Source organism: Actinomadura sp. NBRC 104425 (assembly GCF_030269545.1).
GTDB classification, from domain to species: domain Bacteria; phylum Actinomycetota; class Actinomycetes; order Streptosporangiales; family Streptosporangiaceae; genus Spirillospora; species Spirillospora keratinilytica.
Window position 1 is genome coordinate 306,395 of the sequence record NZ_BSTN01000005.1, and the last position, 21,052, is coordinate 327,446.

Sequence of the window (21,052 nt, forward strand, 5' to 3'; positions counted from 1 at the left end):
CCTACGCCGGGAAGGGGGCGGCGGGCCAGTTCCCGACCGTCAGGACCCAGCCGTCCTCGTGCACCAGCCGCGCCCCCAGCCCCATGGACTGCAGCCATTCGACGGCCTCATCCCCGTGGGCGAGGGCGGCGGTGCACGCCGTGCCGGCGTCGACGCAGCTGTCGGCCACGACCGAGGCCGTGCGCCACGGCCCGCGCGGCCGCCTGCCCGCCAGGCGGTCGACGAGGCGCGCGACTTTCAGGCCGCCGGACGCGGGACGGTCCGGGGCCGGCAGGCCGCAGGTGGCCAGCCCGCACGGCGCCCGCAGCAGGACGTCCCGGCCGAGCGGGTCGCCGCCGCACCGCACTTCGCGGGGGTCTTCGGTGACCCGGATCCGCCAGCCGGCGGCGGGAGGCGGCCCCGCGGCCGCGGCCTTGCGGCCGAGCGAGAAGAGCACTCCGCATCGCGCCTCGCCGGCGGCGAGCTCGGCGGCCCGGTCGACGGCGAAGGGCTTGGCCGTGGGCCACAGGTCGAGGGTCGCGCCCGCGGGCAGCCGCACCGACCCGGGCGGCTCGTCGATCACGATCGAGCGCCAGGCGCCCCTGGGGGCGCGGACGAGCGGATCGGCCCGGCCCCCGGTCACCTCGGCCGCGTGCAGGGCGGTCCACAGCAGCGCGTGGAACGTGGCGCCGACCTGGACCGGCCGGCCGGCCGCCGCGTGCACCCGGGCCAGGTCGCAGCCGCCGCGGTAGGCGTCGCAGGCGGCGTCGATGTCGGCGATCACATGGTCGACGGCCTCGCGGGCGAGGCCGAGGCGGTCCGGCTCGGTCACCGTCACCGTCGCCGTCGCCCCCCAGAGCGGAAAGCTCCGCGATACCGGCGCGGGCGCGCCGGCATCGCGGAGCCTCGGGCGTTCCTGCTGGTTCAGCGGGTTCACGATGGTCTCCTCGGGTCTCGGGACGCGCGTCCCGCGGAGCGCCGGAGCGCCCGCGCGGCGCAGCGCGTTCGGACGCGCGGCCGGTTGCCGCGGGGCCCGGTCTCAGCCCACGGGTACGGCGTCGGCCGCCTGGCCGGTGGGCGTCAGCTCACCGCCGTCGTCGAAGATCAGAACTCCGTTGCAGAGCAGACCCCACCCCTGTTCCGGGTGGTAGGCGACGAGGCGGGCCGTGTGGCGGTCCGGGGCGGTCGCGGCAGGGCAGGGCGGCTTGTGCTGGCACATTTCAGAGCCCCTCGGTGCACGGAGAGGATGCGGTGCGTCTCGGCTGAACACGAGCATGCCCCCGGGCACCGACGCGGGGGATGGGGGAAAACCCCCATGTCACTACCCATCCCCCGGGATGTCGGCCGTCCCCTGCCTCTACAGGGTGTTCCCGGTGGAAATGGGGGTCAGGCCCGATGGCCCGGCGGACGCCGAGGACGCATGGTGGATGCCAGGCCATCACGGGATGGCCCCTTGCTTTTTCTGCAGGAAAGGGACGATGTCGGATGACCACGAACGTGGGGGACACTGCTTCCGGGACGCACGCGCTGAACGACGCGGCGGCGCGGGAGGTCCGGCAGCGCCTGGAGGAGGAGCGGCGCACGCGCGCCGCGCAGCTGGCCGCGGTGGAGCAGGCGGTCGAGCGGTCTCCGCTGGAGCAGGTGGAGGCGTCCGACTACACCCGCCTGGAGAACCTGCGGCAGAGCCTGGTGGAGATCGACGACGCGCTGCGGCGGCTGCGGGAGGGCACCTACGGCAGGTGCGAGGGCTGCGGGCAGGCGATCCCGGCCGGGCGGCTGGAGATCCTGCCGTACGCGCGGTTCTGCGTGCGGTGCCAGGGGCGCGGCGCCCGCGGCGACCGCTGAGACGGAGGCGAGCGGAATGCAGCCGGTGCCGGGGGCGCCGCCGTACGGCCGGTTGGACGGCTGGCACGTGCTGGTGCCCCGCGCCGCCCATCAGGCCGGTGAGCTGTCGCGGTGGCTGCGCCGGTACGGGGCGGTCCCCTGGGAGGTCGCGATGATCGCCGTGAAGCCGCCGCGGTGCCTGGCGCCGCTGGACCGCGCGCTCGCGCGGTTGCGGGAGGGCGGCTACGCCTGGGTGGTGTTCACGTCCGCCAACGCCGTGCGGGCGGTCGGGGAACGGCTGGCCGTCCGCGGCCTGGACGGACGGGCGCTGAACACCGCGCAGGTGGCCGCGGTGGGCGACCGCACGGCGGCGGAACTGGTGCGGCTGGGCGCGCGTGTCGATCTCGTCCCCGGCGGCGAGCAGTCCGCCGAAGGGCTGCTGGCCTGCGCGGCGCTGCGGCCGGCGCCGGGCGCGCCGGGGCGGGTGCTGCTGCCGCGTTCCGACATCGCCCGCGACACCCTGGCGGCGGGCCTGTCCGAGCGGGGATGGCGGTGCGACGCGGTCGTCGCCTACCGCACGGTGGCGGCGGCCCCGCCGCCCGCCGACGTGGTGACCGCGGTCGCGGACGGCCGGTTCGACGCGGTCGCGTTCACGTCGTCGTCGACGGTGCGCAACCTGCTCGCGCTCGCCGCGGCGCCGCCGCCGTCGACGGTGGTCGCGGCGATCGGGCGGCAGACCGCCGCGACGGCGCGCGAGCACGGGCTGCACGTCCACGTGATCGCCCGGCGGCCCTCGGCCGGCGATCTGGCCGCCGCGCTGGCCGGATACGCGGCCTCGACCGGGCACGTCCCGCCTGTGCGCGATGCCCCCTTCGCCGTGTAGAGCCGGATCCCCCGAATCGCCTCCCGCAAGGGGATCCCCGAACGCCGCCGGGCCCGGGCGAACCCGTGAGAACACCGCGCGAATCCGGGTTCGCTGGAGCCACCCGGGCCCGGCGGCCTCACGGCGCGTGTGCCTTACAGGATCCGGATGGCGGTGCTTCCGGCGGCGGTGACCCGGATCTCGTCGAAGCGTCCGGCCTGCTCGGCCAGCCAGACGCAGTCGGCCAGGGTCGTCGGGCGGACCTTGTGCACCCGGGCGGGACGCCACGGCCGGTGCCGCAGGAAGGCCGGCTCCACCGGTTCGCCGTGCAGCACCCCGTAGGCCAGGGTGACCGTGCCGATCGCCGACGGGCCGAACGGGCGGGCGAGCCGGACCAGGTGGGCGCCGAGCAGCAGCTGCCCGCTCCCGGCCGACGGGAGCAGCGGGTAGGTCAGGGGCGAGCCGCCGCCCGGGTCCACCACCAGGCGGGACGGCCGCCCGTCGTGCTGGTGGACGCGCGCGGTCCAGCCGGTGAGCGGCAACGTCACCCGGCCGAGGAGATCACGGTTCATCAGATCGCAGTTCGTCAGGCCGCGGGTCATCGGTTCACCTCGTTGTGATCGACTCGGCGGCTCGCGCGGCGCCGGCTCGCTGTCCCGGGGTTCTGCTCCACCATGGGCGACCAGTGCGCCGGCCGCCATCGGGGCCACCACCCATTCGCTGCGTGCGGGTCCTGTATTCGCAGGTCACCGGGCATGGGTGACGACCTGGGGCATGGGTGGCGGCCCGTATCGCCCCGCCGGGGCCGCGGGCGGCAGGATGGAGCGGCGGGAGCGCTGGACGGACGGATCCGGCCCCCGGCCGGGGCGCCCTACCGTGGTACCAGCGTTCACGTCGTGTACGCGAGGCTTCTCGCAGACGCGTCCGCCGCGGGACGAGGCAGGGAACGCGAGAGGATGGGACACGAACGGTTCGTCAGTGGGGCCGACCGGGCAGACGACAGGGGGGACGTGCGGTCAGTGCGGCTGTTCTGGCGGGTGTTCTGGCTCAACGCGCTGGTGGGGGCGTTCGCCACCGTCCTGTTGATGATCGGGCCGTGGACGGTGTCGGTGCCCATCCGGCTGACCGAGGCGCTGGTGCTGCTGGCCGGGCTGGCGTCGATGCTGCTGGCCAACGCGCTGCTGCTGCGCTGGGGGCTGGCGCCCCTGGACCGGCTGGCCCGCCTGATGACCACCGTCGACCTGCTGCGTCCCGGCCAGCGGCTGCCGGTCACCGGCAGCCGCGAGATCGCCACGCTGATCGACACCTTCAACCAGATGCTGCAGCGCCTGGAGACCGAACGCGGCACCAGCAGCGCCCGCGCCCTGTCGGCGCAGGAGGACGAGCGCCGCCGCATCGCCCGGGAGCTGCACGACGAGATCGGCCAGAGCCTGACCGCCCTGCTGCTGGACCTCAAGCGGCTCACCGACCGGGCCCCCGAGCCGCTGCGCGAGGAACTGCGCCAGGCCCAGGAGACCACTCGGCAGAGCCTGGACGAGGTGCGCCGCATCGCCCGCAGGCTGCGGCCCGACGTGCTGGAGGATTTGGGGCTGGCCAGCGCGCTGACCGCGCTGGCCGCCCAGTTCGACACCCACACCACCCTGCGCGTGCGGCGGACCCTGCACCCGGACCTGCCGCCCCTCGGCCCGCAGGTCGAGCTGGTGCTGTACCGGATCGCCCAGGAGGCCCTGACGAACGCCGCCCGCCACTCGGGCGCCGCGCAGGTCGAACTCAGCCTGGCCCCCGCCGACGGGGGCGTGCTGCTGTGCGTCGACGACGACGGCAAGGGGATCGACGGCGCCGTCGAAGGCGCCGGGATCCGAGGCATGCGCGAACGCGCCCTGCTGGTCGGCGGCACCCTCAACCTGCAGAACCGACCCGAGGGCGGCACCCGCGTCGCCCTGTACGTGCCCACCGGCGTCACCGGCCAGGGCCGCCCCGGCATTCGAGAATCCGGCGAGGACATGCCATGACCGCCAGCCCGAACCCGCCCGTGCCCGACGCCCCGAAGACCCGCATCCTGCTGGCCGACGACCACGCCCTGGTGCGCCGCGGCGTCCGGCTCATCCTCGACGGCGAACCGGACCTGGAGGTGGTCGCCGAGGCCGGGGACGGCGCCGAGGCGGTCGCGCTGCTGAAGGGCACCGGCGGGCAGCGGGTCGAGGCGGACCTGGCCATCCTGGACGTGGCGATGCCGCGGATGACCGGCCTGCAGGCCGCCCGGGAGCTGTCGCGCCGCCGGCCCGGCCTGCGCATCCTCATCCTCACCATGCACGACAACGAGCAGTATCTGTTCGAGGCGCTGAAGGCGGGCGCCGCCGGGTACGTGCTCAAGTCGCTGGCCGACCGGGACCTGATCGCCGCATGCCGGGCGGCGATGCGCGGCGAGCCGTTCCTGTACCCGGGGGCGGTCAGCACCCTGATCCGCACCTACCTCGAGCAGGCGCGCAGCGGGCAGGCGCCGGACACCGTGCTGTCCCCGCGCGAGGAGGAGATTCTCAAGCTGGTCGCCGAGGGGCACTCGTCCAAGGAGATCGCCGACACCCTGGTCATCAGCGTCAAGACCGTCGAGCGGCACCGCGCGAACATCCTGGCCAAGCTCGGTATGAAGGACCGCCTTGAACTGGTGCGCTACGCCATCCGCACCGGCCTCATCGAACCCTGACCCGCCGGGCGGGTCACCTGGCCGGGGCGGGCACGACCGCCACGGGGCACGGCGCCTGCTGCAGCACGGCCTGGGTGACCGGGCCCAGCAGGGTCTGCGGCGTCGATCCGATCCCGCGGTCGCCGACGGCCAGCAGTACCGCGCCGTCGGCGGCCTCGAGCAGGGCGTGCCGCGGTTTCTCGACGACGAACCTGGTCTCGACCGGCACCTTGGGGTACTCGGCGCGCCATGGGGCGACGGCCTGGTCGAACCGCACGATCGCCTCGTGCCGCAGCCTGTCGGGCCGGACGAAGGGGACCCGGTCCGGGCCGGGCAGCGCGGAGGGATCCCACCAGCTGCACACCGCCAGCAGGGACGCGTCGCGCAGCGCGGCCTCCGCGAAGGCGAACCCGAGCGCCGCCTCGCTGGCCGGTGAGCCGTCCACCCCGACGACGACGGGGGCGCCGTCCCGGCGGTCGTGCGCCGTGTCCGCGCCCACGACGACGACCGGACGGCCGGCGCGGGAGGCGACCTGCACCGCGGTGGACCCGACCGTGAGCCCCTCGAACCCGCCGTGGCCGCGCAGGCCGAGCACGACCAGCTCGGCGTCGCGGGACGCCTGCAGCAGCACCGCCGCGGCCCAGCCCCGCTCCAGGCACCAGCGGACCTCGACGTCCCCGCCCTGCCGGCCGGCGAGGGCACGCGCCCTGCGCACACCCTCACCGGTCAGCAGGGCATGGGCCTTGCGGACGCCCTCGTCGGCCACGATCGCGCCCGCGCCGCGCAGGATCTCCAGGGTCTCCTCGTCCGGTCGGCGCATCGGGTAGGGCCAGTGCCAGGCGTGGCAGACAGTGACGGGGAGGCCACGAAGGCGGGCCTCCTCCACCGCCCAACGCAACGCGACCTCGGCGGCCGGCGATCCGTCGTATCCGACCAGCACGGGGCGTCCGCCGCCGTCCTCGCTCATGGGCCACCTCCCCCGCGGCGGGCTCGTGTCCAGCCTGGCCGGGCTGGATCCGCCCAGGTAGGGGCCGGAGACCTCGAGACCGGGGACCTTCGGCCCCGCCCCGGGGACGGGGCCCACCCGCCCCGCCGTAACGGCCGGGTTCAGGACACGCCGGCGTCGCTCTCCGGCCAGTGCAGGGCGGTCTGGCGATCGGGCCTGCGGTGGAAGGCCCGGTCGAGGGCGGGCACCGGCGCGGCCGTGACCCGCGGTGCCCGGCGCACGGGGTTGACGTCGCGACCGGGAAGACCGCAGGCTCTCGGTGCCCGTGACACCGACCCGTCACATCGGCGGGAGACCGTTGTGGCGGGTTGGGGGTTACGGAGCGTCCCAGGTGATGGGGAACCGTTCGGGAGCCCGGGTCGCCATGCCGGCCTTCCAGACGATGTCCTGCTCGGACCCGGCGAAGCGCAGGCCCGGCAGGCGCTCCAGCAGCGTGCGCAGGGCGACCTGCAGCTCCATGCGGGCCAGCGGCGCGCCCAGGCAGTGGTGCGGGCCGTGCCCGAAGCCGACGTGGGGCGCCTCCTGGCGCCGCAGGTCGAGCCGGTCCGGGTCGCTGTAGACGGCCTCGTCCCGGTTGGCCGAGGGCAGGGCGACCACCACGGGTTCGCCCGCCCGGACGGTCACGCCGCCCAGCTCGACGTCTTCGAGCGCGTACCGGGCGCCGCCCCCGGCCAGCCCGAGGGGCACGTAGCGCATCAGCTCCTCGACCGCGCGCGGCACCAGGCCGAGGTCCGCGCGCAGCAGCGCCAGCTGCTCGGGGTGGGTGAGCAGCACGTAGACGAAGTTGGGGATCTGCGAGGCGGTCGTCTCGTGACCGGCGACGAGGATGCCCTCGGCCAGCGCCAGCATCTCGTCCTCCGACAGCCGGTCCTCCTGGTCGCGGGCCACGACAAGCGCGCCGAGCAGGTCGTCCCTCGGTTCCCGGCGGCGCTCGGCGATCAACCCGGCCATGTACTCGCGCAGCCGCGCCACGTGCTCGGCCACCTGCTCGGGCGTGAACCGGGTGGTGGACAGGAAGGCGTCCGACCAGACGCGGAAGCGCACCCGGTCCTCGACGGGGACGCCGAGCAGCTCGCAGATCACGGTGATCGGCAGCGGCAGGGCGAAGTCTTCGACCAGCTCGGCCGGGGCGCCCTTGGCGATCATCCGGTCGACCAGTTCGCCGGCGATCTGCTCGGCGCGCGGCCGCAGCCGCTCCACGCGCCGGACGGTGAACGCCTTGGTGACCAGCCTGCGGAGCCTGCTGTGCTCGGGCGGGTCGAGGCTCATGATGCTGCCGGACGGGCCGCGGTAGCCGCGGGAGCGCGGCTCGTCGCGGGACACGGCGGCGGCGCGGCTGAACCGGGGGTCGCTGAGCACGAACTTGACGTCCTCGTAGCGGGTGGCCAGCCAGGCGGGCTCGCCGTAGGGCAGCCGCACCCTGGACACCGGCCGGTCGCGGCGCAGTTCGGCGAACAGCGGGTCCATGTCGAGCCGCTCGGATTCACTGAACGGGAAGGCCCTGGTCTCCGTCGTGGTCATGACGACCTCCTCACTCGCCGGAATGAGCCGGCGCCGCGTCCGGCGCACGGTTGCGGACCGGGTTCCGCCGCCCCCTTCCGCCGGCTCGGACGGGGCTCCGATCGCCCCCGGCCGGTCTCCCCCACCTCACGACGGAAACACATGTATTCACCATACGTTTCGCGACAGGGTCTGACAAGGCGTCAAAGGCCCAGTCATTGCCTCCGCACTCCGCCACTCACCGCCCACCCGTTATAACTCCCGAAACCAACCACCCGGTATGATCTCTGCCTGCCCGGCGGAAATGCGCGCCTAGGTTATAAGACGGGAGGCGGATGAGGCGGTCGACAGGGGGCGGCCCGGCCATGAGCGGGGCGCTCGGACGCGGCCGGACCGCGGCGCTGCCGGCGCACGCGGTGATCACCCAGGCGGTCACGTTCGTGCTGCGGCCCACCATGTCGTACCGCGCGATCGAACTGCACGTGCCCGCGGCCGGGCTCGGCGCCCTGGCCGCCGCCTTCGCCCTGGCCCCGCTGTTCCTGGCGCTGCCCGCCGGTCAGCTGACCGACCGCGTCGGGGAACGCCGGGTGATGACCGGCGGTGCGGCCCTGCTGACCTGCTCCTGCCTGGCCTTCCTGGTGGCCGGGGACACCGTCGGCGGGCTGGTCGCGGCGGCCATGCTGCTGGGCACCGGGCACCTGGGCTGCGTGGTCGGCCAGCAGGCGCTGGTCGCCAACACCGCCTCCCGGGGCGCCCACGACACCGCCTTCGGCCACTACACCTTCGCCGCGTCGCTGGGGCAGTCGGCCGGCCCGGTGCTGATCGCCATGTTCGGCGGCCACCGCGACATCCCCGACACCGGGCGCATCTTCGCCTGGACGTGCGCCGTGTCGGCCGTGCTGGTCGCGCTGTCCCTGGCGTTGACCAGCACCGAGCGGGCCCCGGCGCGGGCCCGGGAGGAGGGGCCGCGGACCCGGACGCTGCTGCGCCTGCCCGGACTGCCGCACGCGCTGCTGACCAGCTGCGTGGTGCTGTCGGCCGTGGACATCACGCTGGCCTACCTGCCCGCGCTGGGGGCCGAGCGCGGACTGTCGTCCGGCACCGTGGGCATGCTGCTCACCCTGCGCGGACTGGCGTCCATGGGGTCGCGGTTCTTCCTGGGGCGGCTCAGCGGCGTGCTCGGCCGCCGCCGCCTGCTGGTGGTCAGCACCGTGGCGGCGGCCCTCGCGCTGGGCCTGGCCCCGCTGTCCTCGCCGACGTGGCTGCTGGCCGTGCTGCTGGTGGTCGCCGGGTTCGGGCTGGGCGTCGGGCAGCCGCTCACCATGTCGTGGCTGGCCGAATCCGCTCCCCCCGGTGCGCGCGGCCGCGCCATGTCGCTGCGTCTGCTCGGCAACCGCACCGGGCAGATCGTGCTGCCCAGCGCCGCCGGCCTGCTCGCGGCGGGCCTGGGGGCGGGCGGCGTCCTGTACGCGACCGCGCTGGGCCTGGGCTGGGCCGGTCTGGCCGCGCGCCGCCTGCCCATGGACGCCCCGCAGCCACCGGAGCAGTGAGCCCCGCGGGCACGGAGCGGCCGTGAGCCGACGAGGCCGGTGCGCGATAATCGCTGGTAGTCCGACATCTCCGCCGAGGAGGGTGTTCCGTGACCGGCAGCGACATTACTCCGCCCGACGACCCGGGCCCGGAGCACCCCAAGATCGACACGACCGTGCCGCACTCGGCGCGCATCTGGAACTACTGGCTCGGCGGCAAGGACAACTACCCCGTGGACCGGGCGGCGGGCGAGGCGTTCCGGCAGGTCTACCCGGGGATCACCGACCTGGCCCGGGGCTCGCGCTACTTCCTCGGACGGGTGGTGCGCTTCCTGGCGGGCGAGGCCGGCATACGGCAGTTCCTGGACGTCGGCACCGGCCTGCCGACCGTCGACAACACCCACGAGATCGCCCAGCGGGCGGCGCCCGAGTCGCGGATCGTCTACGTCGACAACGACCCGCTGGTGCTGATGCACGCCAACGCGCTGCTGACCAGCAGCCCCGAGGGCGTCACCAGCTACATCGAGGCCGACCTGCGCGACCCCGGCACCATCATCCGCGAGGCCGCGCAGACGCTGGACCTCGGCCGGCCGGTCGCGCTGCTGCTCATGCAGATCCTCGGCCACATCGACAACGCCGGCGGCGACGAGGAGGCGCGGTCGATCGTCCGGCGGCTGATGGACGCCCTGCCGCCCGGCAGCTATCTGGCGATCAACGACAGCACCGACACCAACCCGGCCAACGTCGAGGCCACCCGCCGCTACAACGAGGGCGGCTCCGCCCCGTACCACCTGCGGCGCCCCGAGCAGATCGCGCGCCTGTTCGAGGGACTGGAGCTCGTCGAACCCGGCGTCGTGCCCATCAACGAATGGCGTCCCGACCCGAGCCCCTTCGAGACGCCCTCCGACGAGGGCGTCCTCGGCGGCGTCGCCCGCAAACCCTGACCCGCCGCATTTCGGACCGTCCTGCCCGTCGCGGAGGACCCGAACGCAGCCAACCGCATGGGAGGCAGGGACGTCCCCGTGGCAAGGGGGCGATGTCATGGGGACCGAGCACCAGATCGAGTTCTTCGTGCGTGAGATCTCAGAGGCCGACCCGCCGCGGCGTGCGGCCGCCGCCAAGGGGCTGGGGCGGATCGGCCGCCCGGAGCACACCGCGGTCCTCATCGCGGCGGCGCGGGACGGCGATCCCGGGGTGCGCGCGGCCGCGGCGATCGGACTCGGCAGGCTCCTGGTGCCGGCGCCCGGGGAGCGGGCGCCGCGCGACGGGCGGCGCGCTGTCGCAAGGCCGGTCCACGACCTTCTGATCGAGCTGCTGGCCGACCCGGACGCGCAGGTCCGCCGCCGGGCCGCGCTGGCGGCGGACCGCCTGGAGCTGACCGGGCCGGCCGTCACCGCCGCGTTCGGGCGGCTGCTGCGCGACGAGGAGTACCACGTCAGGCTGAACGCGCTGGTCGCTTTGGAGCGGCTGGCCGAGCCCGGAGACGTCGCGGCGCTGGTCGACCTGCTCGACGATCCCGTGCTGGCGGTCCGGAACTTCGCGCGCGTGGTGCTGCGGAAAGTCCTGCATCTCGGCGCACACAACGACGTCCTGCTGCCCCGGCTGTCGCAGGTGGCGGCCTCGGGACCGGGCAGGGCACGCGCAGCAGCCCTGAGCATGGTCGCCCACCACGGCCGCGCGGACCTCGCCGAGGCCGGGCTCACCGCCGCCGAACCGAAGGTGCGGCGGGTCGCGGCGTCGATCCTGTTGCGGGATCCGCGGCCGGAGACGGCCGACCGCCTGCTCGCCGCGCTCGACGTCGAACGCGATCCCGAGGCGGCGATTCCCCTGCTCGTCTTCGCCGGACGATGCGGAGAGCGCGGCCTGGCGGCGGCCGTCCGCTGGCTGCACGATCACCAGGCGGGTCCGGTCGCCGCCTTGGCGCTGGGCAGGATCGGCACACCGGAAGCCGTCCGGCGGCTGCGTGCGGTGGTGACAGGCCGGACGGCAGTGCCCCCGGTGGTGCGCGGCGAAGCCGCCTGCGAACTGGGGACGATGAGCGACCCGAACGACGCCGACCGCCTGATCGCCCTGCTCGACGACCCGAACTATGACGTCCGGCATGGCGCCGTCCACGGCCTGGCCGCGATGGACCTGGACGGGCCGCGGGCGCGCCGGCAGCGGGACCGCATCGTGGAGGCGCTGCTGAGCAGCTGGGTAGCGCATCCCGTGCTGAGCTGGTACTACCACCAGGCGCTGAGGCGTCACGCCGACATACGGCACCCGGAGGTGCGGGCGCGGCTGCGGCGGCTCGCCGAGGAGTCGCACGGCGACGGCCGGGCGGCGGCGCTGGCGCTGCTGGCCGACACCGGTACGGGGCAGGACGCCGACCTGTTCGCCGCCCTGCTGCGGGCCCCCGACGAAGACGCCCGCTACGAGGCGGCGCGCATGCTGGCCCATTACGGGCGGTTGCACAAGACCCTGCCGCCTTGGGTCGGCCCCGAGGTCACCGACCGCCTCACCGAACTGTCCCGTGACAATGCCCGTCAGGTCCGCCAGGCCGCGGCCGACGCCCTGCGCTTTCTCGATCCGGACTGAACGTCACGCGTTCCTGCGCGCGTCCACCGCCATGCGGCGGCCCGGGGAGGCGCTCAGGAATCCGCCAGGTACTGCTCTTTGAGCAGGGCCTTGTGGATCTTGCCGACGGGGGTCAGCGGCACGTCGCTGGTGATGACGAACTGGCGCGGGACCTTGTAGTCGGCCAGCCGGTCCCGGCAGTAGGCGGTGAGCTCCTCGGCGGTGGGCGGTTCACCCCCCGGGCGGGGCACCACGTAGAACCGGCCGACCTCGCCGAGGACGTCGTCGGGCACGCCGATCCCCGCGGCCATCGCGACCTTCGGGTGCGCGGTCAGCACGTTCTCGATCTCCACCGGGTAGACGTTGAAGCCGCCCTGGATGTACATCTCCTTCTTGCGGCCGCGCAGCACCAGGTGCCCGGAGGGCTCCATCTCCACCATGTCGCCGGTGGCCAGCCAGCCGTCCGGCAGGAAGACCTCGGCGGTCTCCTCGGGCATGTCCCAGTACCCGGCGGCCACGCAGGCGCCGCGGATCTGCAGCTCGCCGGCCTCCCCCGGCGGCAGGACGGCCCCGTCCCGGCCGACCACCCGGGCCTCGAAGTCGCCGATCACCGCGCCGAGGGTGCGGGACACCGTCTCCGGGTCGTCGTCCCGGCGCGACAGGACGCACGCGCCCGAGGACTCCGACAGCCCGTACAGGCCGTACAGCGGCGCCGTCGGAAAGCCCCGCCGGATCGAGTCGGCCAGCGCGGGCTCCACATTGGAGCCGCCCGCGATGCAGATCCGCACCGACGACACGTCGCGGTCGGCGAAGCCGTCGTGGCCGAGCATGAGCACGTACATGGTCGGCACCGCGGCCAGGACGGTCACGCGGTGCCGTTCGATCGCGCGCAGCGAGGCGTCCGGGCTGAACGCGGGCACCAGCGCCACCGCTCCCCCGCTGACCAGCGCGGTCATCAAGGTGCAGGTGATGCCGCCGACGTGGTTGAGCGGCAGGTGCCCGAGCTGGACGTCGCCGGGGCCAAGCGCGAAGTGCTCGGCCTGCGCGGCCGCCGAGGCCAGGATGCTGCCATGGGTGATGACCGCGCCCTTGGGGCGGCCGGTGGTCCCGGAGGTGTAGAGGATCAGCAGCGGGTCATCCGGGGCCACCTCCTCGCGGGCCGCCGCCAGCGCCGCCGCGTCGACGGGGGTCGCGGTCAGCTCGTCGAACGAGATGCTGCCTTGGAATCCCCTGCCGAAGAACACGTAGTCGCGCACCCCGGGCAGCTGCGCGCGGAAGCCGCCGAAGAACTCCGCGAAGTCGAAGCCGGCCACGGCGTCCACGCTGACCACCATGCGGGCGCCGCTCTGGCCGAGCATGTGGGACAGCTCCCGCTCCCGGTACCGCACGTTCAGCGGGACGACGACCGCGCCGATCCGCGCGGCGCCGAAGAAGACGGCCAGCCACTGCGCCGTGTTGGGGCCGAGCAGCCCGATCCGGTCGCCGCGCCGGACGCCGCGCGCCAGCAGCCCGGCCGCGACCCGGTCGGCCAGCTCGTCGAACCGGCCGAAGGTGAGGGTGTCGTCGCCGTCGTGCAGGAACGCCCCGTCCCGTTTCGCCGCGTCCGCCAGCGCGGCCCCGACCGTCTTGGCTCGCATGTCGCCCTCTCTCTCGGCCACGTCCTTTTCAAGGACCAACGATTGGGAGCCTTGTCCGGCGGACGTCAGGGCTTGCGGCCGACGCCCGCGTAGAACCAGATGCGCACAGCCTCCTCTGGGGTCACCGGCTGCTCGGGGCGCCACAGCGGCGCCCACACCAGACCGGGTTCGAGCAGTTCGAAGTCGCCGAACAGCGCACGCACCTGCTCGGCGGTGCGCGGCGTCCCGGGGGCGGAGGTCTTCTTGTAGACCTCGACGACCTTGGCGACCACGTCGGGGATGCCGTCGGCGGATGCGTGCGTGAGCGCCAGGTGGCTGCCCGGCGCCAGGGCGTCGCGCAGCTGGGCCATGATGCCGTTCGGGTCGTCCTCGTCCGGGATGAAGTGCAGCGTCGCGACCAGCAGCAGCGCCACCGGCCTACTGAAGTCCAGCAGGGCGCGGGTGCCGGGGTGGTCGAGGATCTCCTGCGGGCGGCGCAGGTCGGCCTGGACGATCCGCACGTTCTCCGAATTGGCGAGCAGCGCCCGCGCGTGCGCGACGACCTGCTCGTCGTAGTCGACGTACACCACGCGGGCGTCGGGGTTCACCGAGTGCGCGATCTGGTGCACGTTCTGCTGGGTGGGCAGGCCGGTTCCGATGTCGAGGAACTGGTCGATGCCCTGCTGGGCGAGGTAGCGCACCGCGCGTCCCAGGAAGGCCCGGTTGGCCTTGATCGTGGACAGCAGGGTGGGGTCGGCGGCCATCGCCTCCTCGGCCCGCACCCGGTCGGCCTCGTAGTGGTCCTTGCCACCGAGGTAGTAGTCGTACATGCGAGCAATGTTCGGTACCGTCGGGTCGAAGCCCTTGGGCCGAGGCCGCTCGTCAGCCACCGTCGCTCCTCACCGGCCATGCGTGATGACGCAAGGACGCACGGGCCATGCCGTGCGATGTTGAAGATCATCCTAGTGTCAGTTTTCGCTTTTTCGGCCGCTCTTGTCGCACATGTCGCCAAGACAACAGCGCTAACCGACAATCAGCACATAACTCCTCGAACTGCGGCAGCGCACCCTCCGGCGCGGCGTCCGCGCGCCCTGCCCGGCGTGAAAGGTTTCACACCGCGCGAGGCGGAGGACGGCCCGGGGGCGGGCGCCCCGGAGGCTCCCGGGGCGGGGCGCTGATCAGGCGTGACGCGGCTCCGGCGGCGAGGGCCCGGCCGCCGCGTGCCGGGGCGGCGGCCCGGGGCGGCGTTGACACGGTGATGGGGCGATCTCAGCATGAGGCCACTTGATCAACGATGTGCCGACGGGATCTCCCATGCGAATTCGCCGTTCTCTCGCCGCGCTCGCGACGTCGCTCCTCGCCGCCGCCCTGCTCGCGGTCCCCGGGCCGTCCAGCGCGGCGGCCGCGGAGGTCGCGGTCACCGTCAACGTCCGGGGCGGGCTGGCGGCCATGCCGGAGACCGGGCTCGGGGTCAACGACGCGATCTGGGACTCCCAGCTCGGCACCACGGCGGTGTCCGACCTGATGATGGCGGCCGGGGTGCGGGTCAAGCGGTACCCGGGCGGCTCCTACGGCGACATCTACCACTGGAAGGACCACACCGCCCCAGGCGGTTACGTGGCTCCGGACACCGACTTCGACACGTTCATGGCGTCGGTGAAGCGGATCGGCGCCGAGCCGATGATCATCGCCAACTACGGCACCGGGACGCCCGAGGAGGCCGCCGACTGGGTGCGGTACGCCAACGCGACCAAGAAGTACGGCGCCCGGTACTGGGTGGTCGGCAACGAGAACTACGGCAACGGCCACTACGGCGCGCAGTGGGAGGCCGACGACCACCCCGACAAGAGCCCGGCGGCGTACGCCCGCGGCGTCGTCGCGTTCGCCGACGCGATGAAGGCGGTGGACCCGTCGGTCAAGGTCGGCGCGGTGCTCACCATGCCCGCGAACTGGCCGGACGCCCTGGTCGGCGAGGGCGACGAGGGCACCTGGAACCAGACGGTGCTGTCGATCGCCGGATCGAAGATCGACTTCGTGGACGTGCACTGGTACCCGGGCGGCGGCACCGCGGCCGAGGCGCTGGACAAGTCCGCGCACATCGACGACGCCGTGTACCTGCTGCGCGAACAGATCCGCCGCTACGCCGGCGGCCGGAACCTCGGCATCAGCCTCACCGAGACCAACGTGGGGGTCGGCCCCAACACCCAGCCGGGCGCGCTGTTCCTGGCCGACGTCTACAGCGGGCTGCTGGAGAACGGCGTCTTCACCGTCAACTGGTGGAACGTGCACAACGGCATCGACAAGGTGTCCACGGTCGCCGGGCACACCGACTACGGCGACTTCGGGATGCTGTCCAGCGGGACGTGCACGGCCGACGGGTCGGTGTGCGAGCCGCCGCTCAACACGCCGTTCGCCCCCTACCACGGCCTGTCGATGATGAACCTGTTCGTCCGCCCCGGCGACCGGTTCGTGCAGGCCGGGACGGACGATCCGCTGGTCACCGCGCACGCCGCGCGCCGTCCCGACGGCGACCTGGCGGTGCTGCTGCTCAACAAGGACCCGGGCAACGAGCGCACGGTGAAGCTCGACTACGTCGGCTACACCCCCGCCGACACCCCGCCCACCGTGTACTCCCACCGCAACGGCGACACCTCGATCGCCACCGGGCAGGACGGCGACGCCACGACCCGGACGCTGCCGCCGTACTCGTTGACGACGCTCGTCCTGCACCCGGCGGACAAGCCGTCCGGCGCGCCTACCGAGCCCGGAGCGCCCACCGCCGAGCAGGTCACCGACAGCACCGCCGCCATCTCCTGGACCGCGGCCGCCGCCGGGGACCACCCGATCGCCAAGTACGAGGTGTACCGGCAGGACGGCGCGACCAGCGAGCAGCTCGGCGAGACCGCGGGCACCTCGTTCACCGCCCGCAACCTGCGGCCCGGCACCCGGTACACCGTCAACGTGCTGGCGCGCGACACCGCGGGAAAGGTGTCCTGGGCGTCGGCGCCGCTCACCTTCACCACCGGAACGCCGAAGGACAGCACCTGCTCCGTCCGCTACAGCGCCAACGGCGACTGGTCCAGCGGCTACATCGCCAGCGTCGACATCACCAACAACGGTGCCGAGCCGCTGCACGGCTGGACGCTCGCCTTCACCTGGCCGACCGGATGGCAGCAGATGAACGGCGGCTGGAACGGCGTCTGGCAGCAGAACGGGCGGGACGTCACGGTCGCCAACCTGGAGCACAACGCCGAGCTCGCCGCGGGCGGGGGCACGGTGAACGTGGGCTTCGTCGCCGGGTACAGCGGTCCGAACGTCCTGCCGTCGGTGTTCACCCTCAACGGCACCGTCTGCCGCACCGAATGACGAAGGCGCCTGTGTGCGCCGCGCCCCGGGGCGCGGCGCACACAGGCGCCGAAGGAAGGGTGTTACCTGGTCAGGCCGTGGTCGTGGCCGTGGTCGGCGGCGGCCGTGCGGGCGCCGCCCGCGGCCGCGGTGCGGTTCTCGGGGCCGGGCAGGTCGTTGCTGTAGGCGTAGGTGAGGGTGGAGTGGGCGATCGCGCCCAGGTTCACCGCGAGCGCCCTGTCGCTGATGTTCGACAGGTCGTCGCACGCCTGGTGGTAGCACTTGTCGTACGCCTCGCCGGCGGTGCCGCCGAACAGCTCGGCCTCCTCGGCGGTCTTGATGCCCTCGGCGCCGGTGAACAGGCCGCCGGACGGGATGCCGGCCTCGATGAACGGGCCGTAGTCGGAGCGGCCGTCGAAGTCGGTGCCGACGTGGCCGATGCGCAGGGCGTCGAAGTACTTCTCGAAGGTCTTCTCGATCTCGTCCGATCCGGGCGGGCCGGCCGGGGCGCCGGTGGCGTCGGAGTCGTCCCCGTCGTAGATCTTGAAGGCGTAGTTGGGCGAGGCGACCATGTCGTAGTTCAGGTAGAGCCGGATCTTGGCGCGTTCGGCGTCCGACAGGTCGGCCACGTAGTGCTCGGCGCCGAGCAGGCCGAGCTCCTCGGCGCCCCACCAGGCGAACCGCACCTTGTTCTTGGGCCGCAGCTTGGCGGTGCGCAGGGCGACCTCCAGCAGCGCGGCGCTGCCGGAGCCGTTGTCGTTGATGCCCGGTCCGGCCGGCACGCTGTCGAGGTGGGCGCCGCTCATGACGACCCGGTCCGCGCGCCCCTTCTTGGACTCGGCCAGCACGTTCCAGGTGGTGCGGTTCTCGCTCTCGGTGTCGGTCTTGACCCGCACGACGGTGCCCTCGGGGGAGGCCAGGTCCTCGCCGACGGCGAAGCTGGTGCCGACCACCGGGATGGTGAAGCCGGGCTGGCCGAGGGTGCCCTGCAGGGTCTCGGTGCGGCCCGGCTGCCCCTCGTTGAAGATGATCACGGCGGCCGCGCCGGCGGCCTGGGCGTTGCGGGCCTTCTCCTCGAACGTGCAGGTACCGCGCTGCAGCAGCGCGATGTTCCCGGCGGTGAACGAGGCGAAGTCGGACGCCTCGCACCCGCTGGTGGAGCCGGGCTCAGACGACGGGGGCAGCGTCAGGTCGACGGCCTGCACGGTCGCGGTGACGTCGCCGGAGCCGGAGTAGGTCATGGTGGCGAAGTCGCCGACGGTGCCGCCGTCCGGCGGGGTGGGCTGGTAGGTGGTGGGGTCCGGGGAGACCTGGTTCAGCAGCGCCGTGGAGTTCTCCTGGAAGAAGGGGAACTCGAACGGCTGGACGGTCACCTTGTACCCGGCCTTGCGCAGCTGCCCCGCCACGTAGTCGCGGGAGGCGGCGTAGCCGGGCGTGCCGGAGGCTCGGGTGCCGCCGTTGGCCCGGGCGATCTCCTGCAGCTTCCGCAGGTGCCGTTTGGCGCCGGGCGCGGTGATCGATGCCTTGACGCGCCGCTGGTCGGCCGCGCCGGGATCGGCTCCGGCGGGGGCGGCCAGCGACAGGGGCAGGGCGAGCGCGGCGACCACGGTGGCGGCGCGGAGCCCGCTCCGGCTCAGGTGGGCGTTCCGAGGGTGTAGGCGCATTCGGCTGCTCCACATGGGACGAAGGGGATGATGCATCCCGAAACTCGATCTCGGAACGTAGCGCCATTTACGGGCGGCGTGCGTGGCCGAAGGTGGCCGCCGACCCGTTTCGGCCATCCCTTTTCTCCGGACGCCGGCGGGGCGGCACCGCGCTCCAGCGGCCGGAGATTGTCGGTGGGTGCTCCTAGGCTGGGCGGACCCGCATCGGGTGGAAGGGATGCACGGCATGGACGAGCTGGATGCGGCGGCGCGGCTGCGGGAGATCTGCCTGTCGCTGCCGGAGGCGGTGGAGAAGCCGTTCGGCGGTCACACCGCGCCCGCGTACCGGGTGCGGGACAAGATGTTCGTGATGACCACCGAGGACGGGCTGTCGATGGTGTTCAAGGGCGCCCCGGGAGTGCAGGAGGCCCTGGTCGCGCAGGCCCCGGAGCGCTTCTTCGTCCCGGCGTACGTCGGCCGCAAGGGGTGGGTGGGCGCCCGCCTCGACGTCGAGCAGGACTGGGACGAGATCGCCGAGCTCGTCGAGGACAGCTACCGCATGATCGCTCCCAAGCGCCTGGCCGCCCTCCTTGCCCGGCGGCAGGGCGAGGCCGCCGACCACCCGGCCGCCACCTGAGCGCGGCGCGGCCCGAGCCGGTTCAGCAGGCGGGGTGGCCGAGGGCGCAGCGGCTCAACCGGACGAGCAGGGCGTACAGCTCCTCTTCCTCCTCGGCGCGGTGGTCGCGGGAGAAGAGCATGGATTCGTCGGGGTGGCGTCCGCGCGCCTGGGTGAAGGCCGCGCGGGCCGCGGCTGCCAGGGCCGTCACCAGGTCATCGAAGAATATGTCGCGATCATTCCACACGACCGCTTCCCGGCGCGGCGCCGACGGGGCCGCGGGGACGCGCCGCTGATCGCTCAGGGCTGTCCGGCGGACGCGCCGCCGGACGCCGGGACGGGCCGGCCGGTGACGCTGATCGAGACGCCGACACCGAGCCCCGCGAGCAGCGCCGTGGTGACGAGGAAGATGAAGAACTTGTGCATGGGTCGCCCATCTGTGCGGATCTGTCGCTGTGCCGGTCTGTCAGGGACGCGCGGCCGCAGGCTCGGCGGGCTCCTCGCCGGTGGCCACGGGGAGCCCTTCGGAGCGGTAGGCGTGCCCGTCGCGGGTGACGGCGGCCGACTCGTAGCCGGAGGAGGCGAGCCGCGCCAGCCACAGCAGCCCGTCGCGGCCCATGGCCAGCGCGGCGGTGGCGTAGGCGTCGGCGATGGCCAGGTCCGGGCCGGTGACGGTGACCGAGCACAGGTCGCGGGCCGGTTCGCCGGAGTACGGGTCGATGACGTGGTGGCCGCGTTCGTAGGTGCCGGACGTGGCCACGGCCAGATCGGTGCCGGCCAGCACCCAGGCCAGCCGGTCCGCCTCCCACGGGTGGCGGATGCCGATGCGCCAGACGCGGCCGGGGGCGGGGCGTCCGCGGCTGCGCACGTCCCCGCCCGCGTTGATGCAGTGGTTGAGGGCGCCGGCGCGGGCGAGGCGGCGGGAGGCGACCTCGACCGACCAGCCCTTGACGTACCCGGAGGGGTCAAGTCGGCCGGTGGCCCGCTCGTCGAAGTAGCCGTCGGTGCGGCGGCGCAGGGCCGCGCAGGCCTCCAGCACGGCGCGCGTGTCCGGGGAGCACTCCTCCTCCGTCAGCTCGCCGGTGTCGAGCCGGGTGATCTCGCTGTCGTCGCGGTAGGTGCTGAACCGCTGGTCCACCTCGTGCAGCCAGGCGCAGGTCTGCTCGACCAGGTCGGTCAGCGTGCCGCGCGGGAGCGGGTCGGCGATGTCGATGACGACCGCCGTGCCCATCACGTGCTCGATGTGGTGCATGGTCGGGTGCCGTCCTCCGTGCGTCCTGCCGGGGTGCCTGTCCGGGGCGCGGTCAGGCGCGCGCCGCCGCCAGCGCGGACTGCAGCGAGGCGGCGAACGAGCGGCTGGTGTAGGTGGCGCCGGAGACCGCGTCGATCCGGGCGCTCTGCGCCTGCAGGGCCTCCTGCCGCAGCAGCGGGATGGCGCGCCGGTTGACCTGCAGCGTCCGGGCGGGGGACGTGGCGTGGGTGGCGGTGACCGCGGTGATCCGCCCGTTGGCGACCTTGATGGTGACCTGGATGGGGCCGTAGGGGTTGACCGAGGCGCTGCCCCGGAACACGCCGTTCTTCAGCCCGTTCGCGGCGGCACCGCCGGCGCCCGTGCCGGTACGCGAGCGGCCGGCGCCCGTCCGGCCGGGCGCGGGCGACGACCGGCCGGTCCCGGGCGCGGCGGAGGCCGCGGCGCCGGGGGCGAGCTGCCCGCCCGCGGCGGCGGCCGGGTCCGCGCCGGCCGCACCCTTCCCGGCGGCGGCCGCGTCGGCCCCGAATTTCGCGGCGAGCAGCAGGGCGGTTCCGCTCAGCGTGCCGAAGACGGCGGCGGTGGTTCGGCGCATCGCACTTCTCCAGGTGAACAGATCGAGCCGGTTGCAGACGGGACAGGGG

The 21,052-nt window shown here is 73.8% G+C and carries 21 protein-coding genes; 9 read left to right on the plus strand and 12 right to left on the minus strand.

What is annotated here, in order from left to right; all coding sequences use genetic code 11:
• Nucleotide 1: 1 nt before the first annotated feature.
• Both QSK22_RS11195 and QSK22_RS11200 read right to left on the minus strand, forming a co-directional pair.
• Complete coding sequence (locus tag QSK22_RS11195; RefSeq protein ID WP_352231434.1) at nt 2-916, minus strand: FAD:protein FMN transferase; 915 nt, start codon at nt 914-916, stop codon at nt 2-4.
• Nucleotides 917-1,018: 102 nt separating this feature from the next.
• Nucleotides 1,019-1,198 carry a DUF5999 family protein gene (locus QSK22_RS11200; protein WP_285494002.1) on the minus strand — a complete coding sequence of 60 codons (180 nt, stop codon included), beginning with the start codon at nt 1,196-1,198 and terminating at the stop codon, nt 1,019-1,021.
• Nucleotides 1,199-1,464: 266 nt separating this feature from the next.
• Between QSK22_RS11200 and QSK22_RS11205 the strand changes: the two genes are divergently transcribed.
• Together QSK22_RS11205 and QSK22_RS11210 are read left to right on the plus strand one after the other, a co-directional pair.
• Nucleotides 1,465-1,824: a TraR/DksA family transcriptional regulator gene (locus tag QSK22_RS11205; RefSeq protein ID WP_285494003.1), complete on the plus strand. Its 360-nt coding sequence runs from the start codon at nt 1,465-1,467 to the stop codon at nt 1,822-1,824.
• A 16-nt stretch (nt 1,825-1,840) separates the two neighbouring features.
• Nucleotides 1,841-2,686, plus strand: coding sequence for a uroporphyrinogen-III synthase (locus QSK22_RS11210; RefSeq protein WP_285494004.1), 846 nt, complete (start codon nt 1,841-1,843; stop codon nt 2,684-2,686).
• Between the two features lie 134 nt (nt 2,687-2,820).
• Here QSK22_RS11210 and QSK22_RS11215 read toward each other — a convergent pair whose 3' ends face one another.
• The gene (locus QSK22_RS11215; protein ID WP_285494005.1) at nt 2,821-3,267 is read right to left on the minus strand and encodes a hypothetical protein; all 447 of its coding nucleotides are present in this window, start codon (nt 3,265-3,267) and stop codon (nt 2,821-2,823) included.
• A 408-nt stretch (nt 3,268-3,675) separates the two neighbouring features.
• On the opposite strand from QSK22_RS11215, the gene QSK22_RS11220 reads away from it, so the two are divergent.
• Nucleotides 3,676-4,677 (plus strand): HAMP domain-containing sensor histidine kinase, encoded by a 1,002-nt coding sequence (locus tag QSK22_RS11220; RefSeq protein ID WP_285494006.1) that lies wholly within the window; start codon nt 3,676-3,678, stop codon nt 4,675-4,677.
• The gene (locus QSK22_RS11225) at nt 4,674-5,369 is read left to right on the plus strand and encodes a response regulator (protein ID WP_285494007.1); all 696 of its coding nucleotides are present in this window, start codon (nt 4,674-4,676) and stop codon (nt 5,367-5,369) included. Before QSK22_RS11220 ends, QSK22_RS11225 begins: the two co-directional genes overlap by 4 nt.
• 13 nt (nt 5,370-5,382) lie before the next feature.
• On the opposite strand, the gene QSK22_RS11230 is transcribed toward QSK22_RS11225, so the two are convergent.
• Together QSK22_RS11230 and QSK22_RS11235 are read right to left on the minus strand one after the other, a co-directional pair.
• Nucleotides 5,383-6,315 (minus strand): universal stress protein, encoded by a 933-nt coding sequence (locus QSK22_RS11230; RefSeq protein ID WP_285494008.1) that lies wholly within the window; start codon nt 6,313-6,315, stop codon nt 5,383-5,385.
• A gap of 354 nt (nt 6,316-6,669) precedes the next feature.
• Entirely contained in the window at nt 6,670-7,875 is a 1,206-nt protein-coding gene (locus QSK22_RS11235) for a cytochrome P450 (protein ID WP_285494009.1), read from the minus strand.
• A gap of 344 nt (nt 7,876-8,219) precedes the next feature.
• On the opposite strand from QSK22_RS11235, the gene QSK22_RS11240 reads away from it, so the two are divergent.
• The 3 genes from QSK22_RS11240 (at nt 8,220) to QSK22_RS11250 (ending at nt 11,960) form a co-directional block, all read left to right on the plus strand.
• The gene (locus QSK22_RS11240; protein WP_285494010.1) at nt 8,220-9,404 is read left to right on the plus strand and encodes an MFS transporter; all 1,185 of its coding nucleotides are present in this window, start codon (nt 8,220-8,222) and stop codon (nt 9,402-9,404) included.
• Between the two features lie 89 nt (nt 9,405-9,493).
• Complete coding sequence (locus QSK22_RS11245; RefSeq protein ID WP_285494011.1) at nt 9,494-10,327, plus strand: SAM-dependent methyltransferase; 834 nt, start codon at nt 9,494-9,496, stop codon at nt 10,325-10,327.
• 97 nt (nt 10,328-10,424) lie between these two features.
• Nucleotides 10,425-11,960, plus strand: a complete 1,536-nt coding sequence (locus QSK22_RS11250) for a HEAT repeat domain-containing protein (RefSeq protein WP_285494012.1) — start codon at nt 10,425-10,427, stop codon at nt 11,958-11,960.
• 53 nt (nt 11,961-12,013) lie between these two features.
• Here QSK22_RS11250 and QSK22_RS11255 read toward each other — a convergent pair whose 3' ends face one another.
• Together QSK22_RS11255 and QSK22_RS11260 are read right to left on the minus strand one after the other, a co-directional pair.
• The gene (locus tag QSK22_RS11255; protein ID WP_285494013.1) at nt 12,014-13,576 is read right to left on the minus strand and encodes a class I adenylate-forming enzyme family protein; all 1,563 of its coding nucleotides are present in this window, start codon (nt 13,574-13,576) and stop codon (nt 12,014-12,016) included.
• 65 nt (nt 13,577-13,641) lie between these two features.
• On the minus strand, nt 13,642-14,445 hold the full coding sequence (locus tag QSK22_RS11260; protein WP_285494014.1) for an SAM-dependent methyltransferase: 804 nt from the start codon (nt 14,443-14,445) through the stop codon (nt 13,642-13,644).
• Between the two features lie 424 nt (nt 14,446-14,869).
• Between QSK22_RS11260 and QSK22_RS11265 the strand changes: the two genes are divergently transcribed.
• On the plus strand, nt 14,870-16,921 hold the full coding sequence (locus QSK22_RS11265) for a cellulose binding domain-containing protein (RefSeq protein WP_285494015.1): 2,052 nt from the start codon (nt 14,870-14,872) through the stop codon (nt 16,919-16,921).
• Nucleotides 16,922-16,983: 62 nt separating this feature from the next.
• On the opposite strand, the gene QSK22_RS11270 is transcribed toward QSK22_RS11265, so the two are convergent.
• Complete coding sequence (locus QSK22_RS11270) at nt 16,984-18,564, minus strand: M28 family metallopeptidase (protein WP_285494016.1); 1,581 nt, start codon at nt 18,562-18,564, stop codon at nt 16,984-16,986.
• Between the two features lie 226 nt (nt 18,565-18,790).
• Here QSK22_RS11270 and QSK22_RS11275 point away from each other — a divergent pair, with 226 nt between their 5' ends.
• A complete protein-coding gene (locus QSK22_RS11275; protein ID WP_285494018.1) occupies nt 18,791-19,180 on the plus strand; it encodes an MmcQ/YjbR family DNA-binding protein in 390 nt (129 codons plus the stop codon).
• A 22-nt stretch (nt 19,181-19,202) separates the two neighbouring features.
• Here QSK22_RS11275 and QSK22_RS11280 read toward each other — a convergent pair whose 3' ends face one another.
• The 4 genes from QSK22_RS11280 to QSK22_RS11295 all read right to left on the minus strand — a co-directional run bounded on the left by QSK22_RS11280 (nt 19,203) and on the right by QSK22_RS11295 (nt 21,003).
• Entirely contained in the window at nt 19,203-19,370 is a 168-nt protein-coding gene (locus QSK22_RS11280) for a hypothetical protein (RefSeq protein ID WP_285494020.1), read from the minus strand.
• A gap of 89 nt (nt 19,371-19,459) precedes the next feature.
• Nucleotides 19,460-19,585: a hypothetical protein gene (locus QSK22_RS11285; protein ID WP_285494022.1), complete on the minus strand. Its 126-nt coding sequence runs from the start codon at nt 19,583-19,585 to the stop codon at nt 19,460-19,462.
• Nucleotides 19,586-19,625: 40 nt separating this feature from the next.
• Nucleotides 19,626-20,411, minus strand: coding sequence for an FAD:protein FMN transferase (locus QSK22_RS11290; RefSeq protein WP_285494023.1), 786 nt, complete (start codon nt 20,409-20,411; stop codon nt 19,626-19,628).
• A 52-nt stretch (nt 20,412-20,463) separates the two neighbouring features.
• Nucleotides 20,464-21,003 (minus strand): FMN-binding protein, encoded by a 540-nt coding sequence (locus tag QSK22_RS11295; protein ID WP_285494024.1) that lies wholly within the window; start codon nt 21,001-21,003, stop codon nt 20,464-20,466.
• Between the last annotated feature and the right edge of the window lie 49 nt (nt 21,004-21,052).

Excerpts from the sequence above, each read along its gene's own strand:
- QSK22_RS11250 (WP_285494012.1), top strand. The coding sequence starts at position 10,425 with ATGGGGACCGAGCACCAGATCGAGTTCTTCGTGCGTGAGATCTCAGAG.
- QSK22_RS11285 (WP_285494022.1), bottom strand. The coding sequence starts at position 19,585 with ATGCACAAGTTCTTCATCTTCCTCGTCACCACGGCGCTGCTCGCGGGG.
- QSK22_RS11210 (WP_285494004.1), top strand. The coding sequence starts at position 1,841 with ATGCAGCCGGTGCCGGGGGCGCCGCCGTACGGCCGGTTGGACGGCTGG.
- QSK22_RS11200 (WP_285494002.1), bottom strand. The coding sequence starts at position 1,198 with ATGTGCCAGCACAAGCCGCCCTGCCCTGCCGCGACCGCCCCGGACCGC.
- QSK22_RS11215 (WP_285494005.1), bottom strand. The coding sequence starts at position 3,267 with ATGACCCGCGGCCTGACGAACTGCGATCTGATGAACCGTGATCTCCTC.
- QSK22_RS11235 (WP_285494009.1), bottom strand. The coding sequence starts at position 7,875 with ATGACCACGACGGAGACCAGGGCCTTCCCGTTCAGTGAATCCGAGCGG.
- QSK22_RS11290 (WP_285494023.1), bottom strand. The coding sequence starts at position 20,411 with ATGCACCACATCGAGCACGTGATGGGCACGGCGGTCGTCATCGACATC.
- QSK22_RS11270 (WP_285494016.1), bottom strand. The coding sequence starts at position 18,564 with ATGCGCCTACACCCTCGGAACGCCCACCTGAGCCGGAGCGGGCTCCGC.
- QSK22_RS11275 (WP_285494018.1), top strand. The coding sequence starts at position 18,791 with ATGGACGAGCTGGATGCGGCGGCGCGGCTGCGGGAGATCTGCCTGTCG.
- QSK22_RS11230 (WP_285494008.1), bottom strand. The coding sequence starts at position 6,315 with ATGAGCGAGGACGGCGGCGGACGCCCCGTGCTGGTCGGATACGACGGA.
- QSK22_RS11240 (WP_285494010.1), top strand. The coding sequence starts at position 8,220 with ATGAGCGGGGCGCTCGGACGCGGCCGGACCGCGGCGCTGCCGGCGCAC.
- QSK22_RS11255 (WP_285494013.1), bottom strand. The coding sequence starts at position 13,576 with ATGCGAGCCAAGACGGTCGGGGCCGCGCTGGCGGACGCGGCGAAACGG.
- QSK22_RS11295 (WP_285494024.1), bottom strand. The coding sequence starts at position 21,003 with ATGCGCCGAACCACCGCCGCCGTCTTCGGCACGCTGAGCGGAACCGCC.
- QSK22_RS11205 (WP_285494003.1), top strand. The coding sequence starts at position 1,465 with ATGACCACGAACGTGGGGGACACTGCTTCCGGGACGCACGCGCTGAAC.
- QSK22_RS11265 (WP_285494015.1), top strand. The coding sequence starts at position 14,870 with ATGCGAATTCGCCGTTCTCTCGCCGCGCTCGCGACGTCGCTCCTCGCC.
- QSK22_RS11225 (WP_285494007.1), top strand. The coding sequence starts at position 4,674 with ATGACCGCCAGCCCGAACCCGCCCGTGCCCGACGCCCCGAAGACCCGC.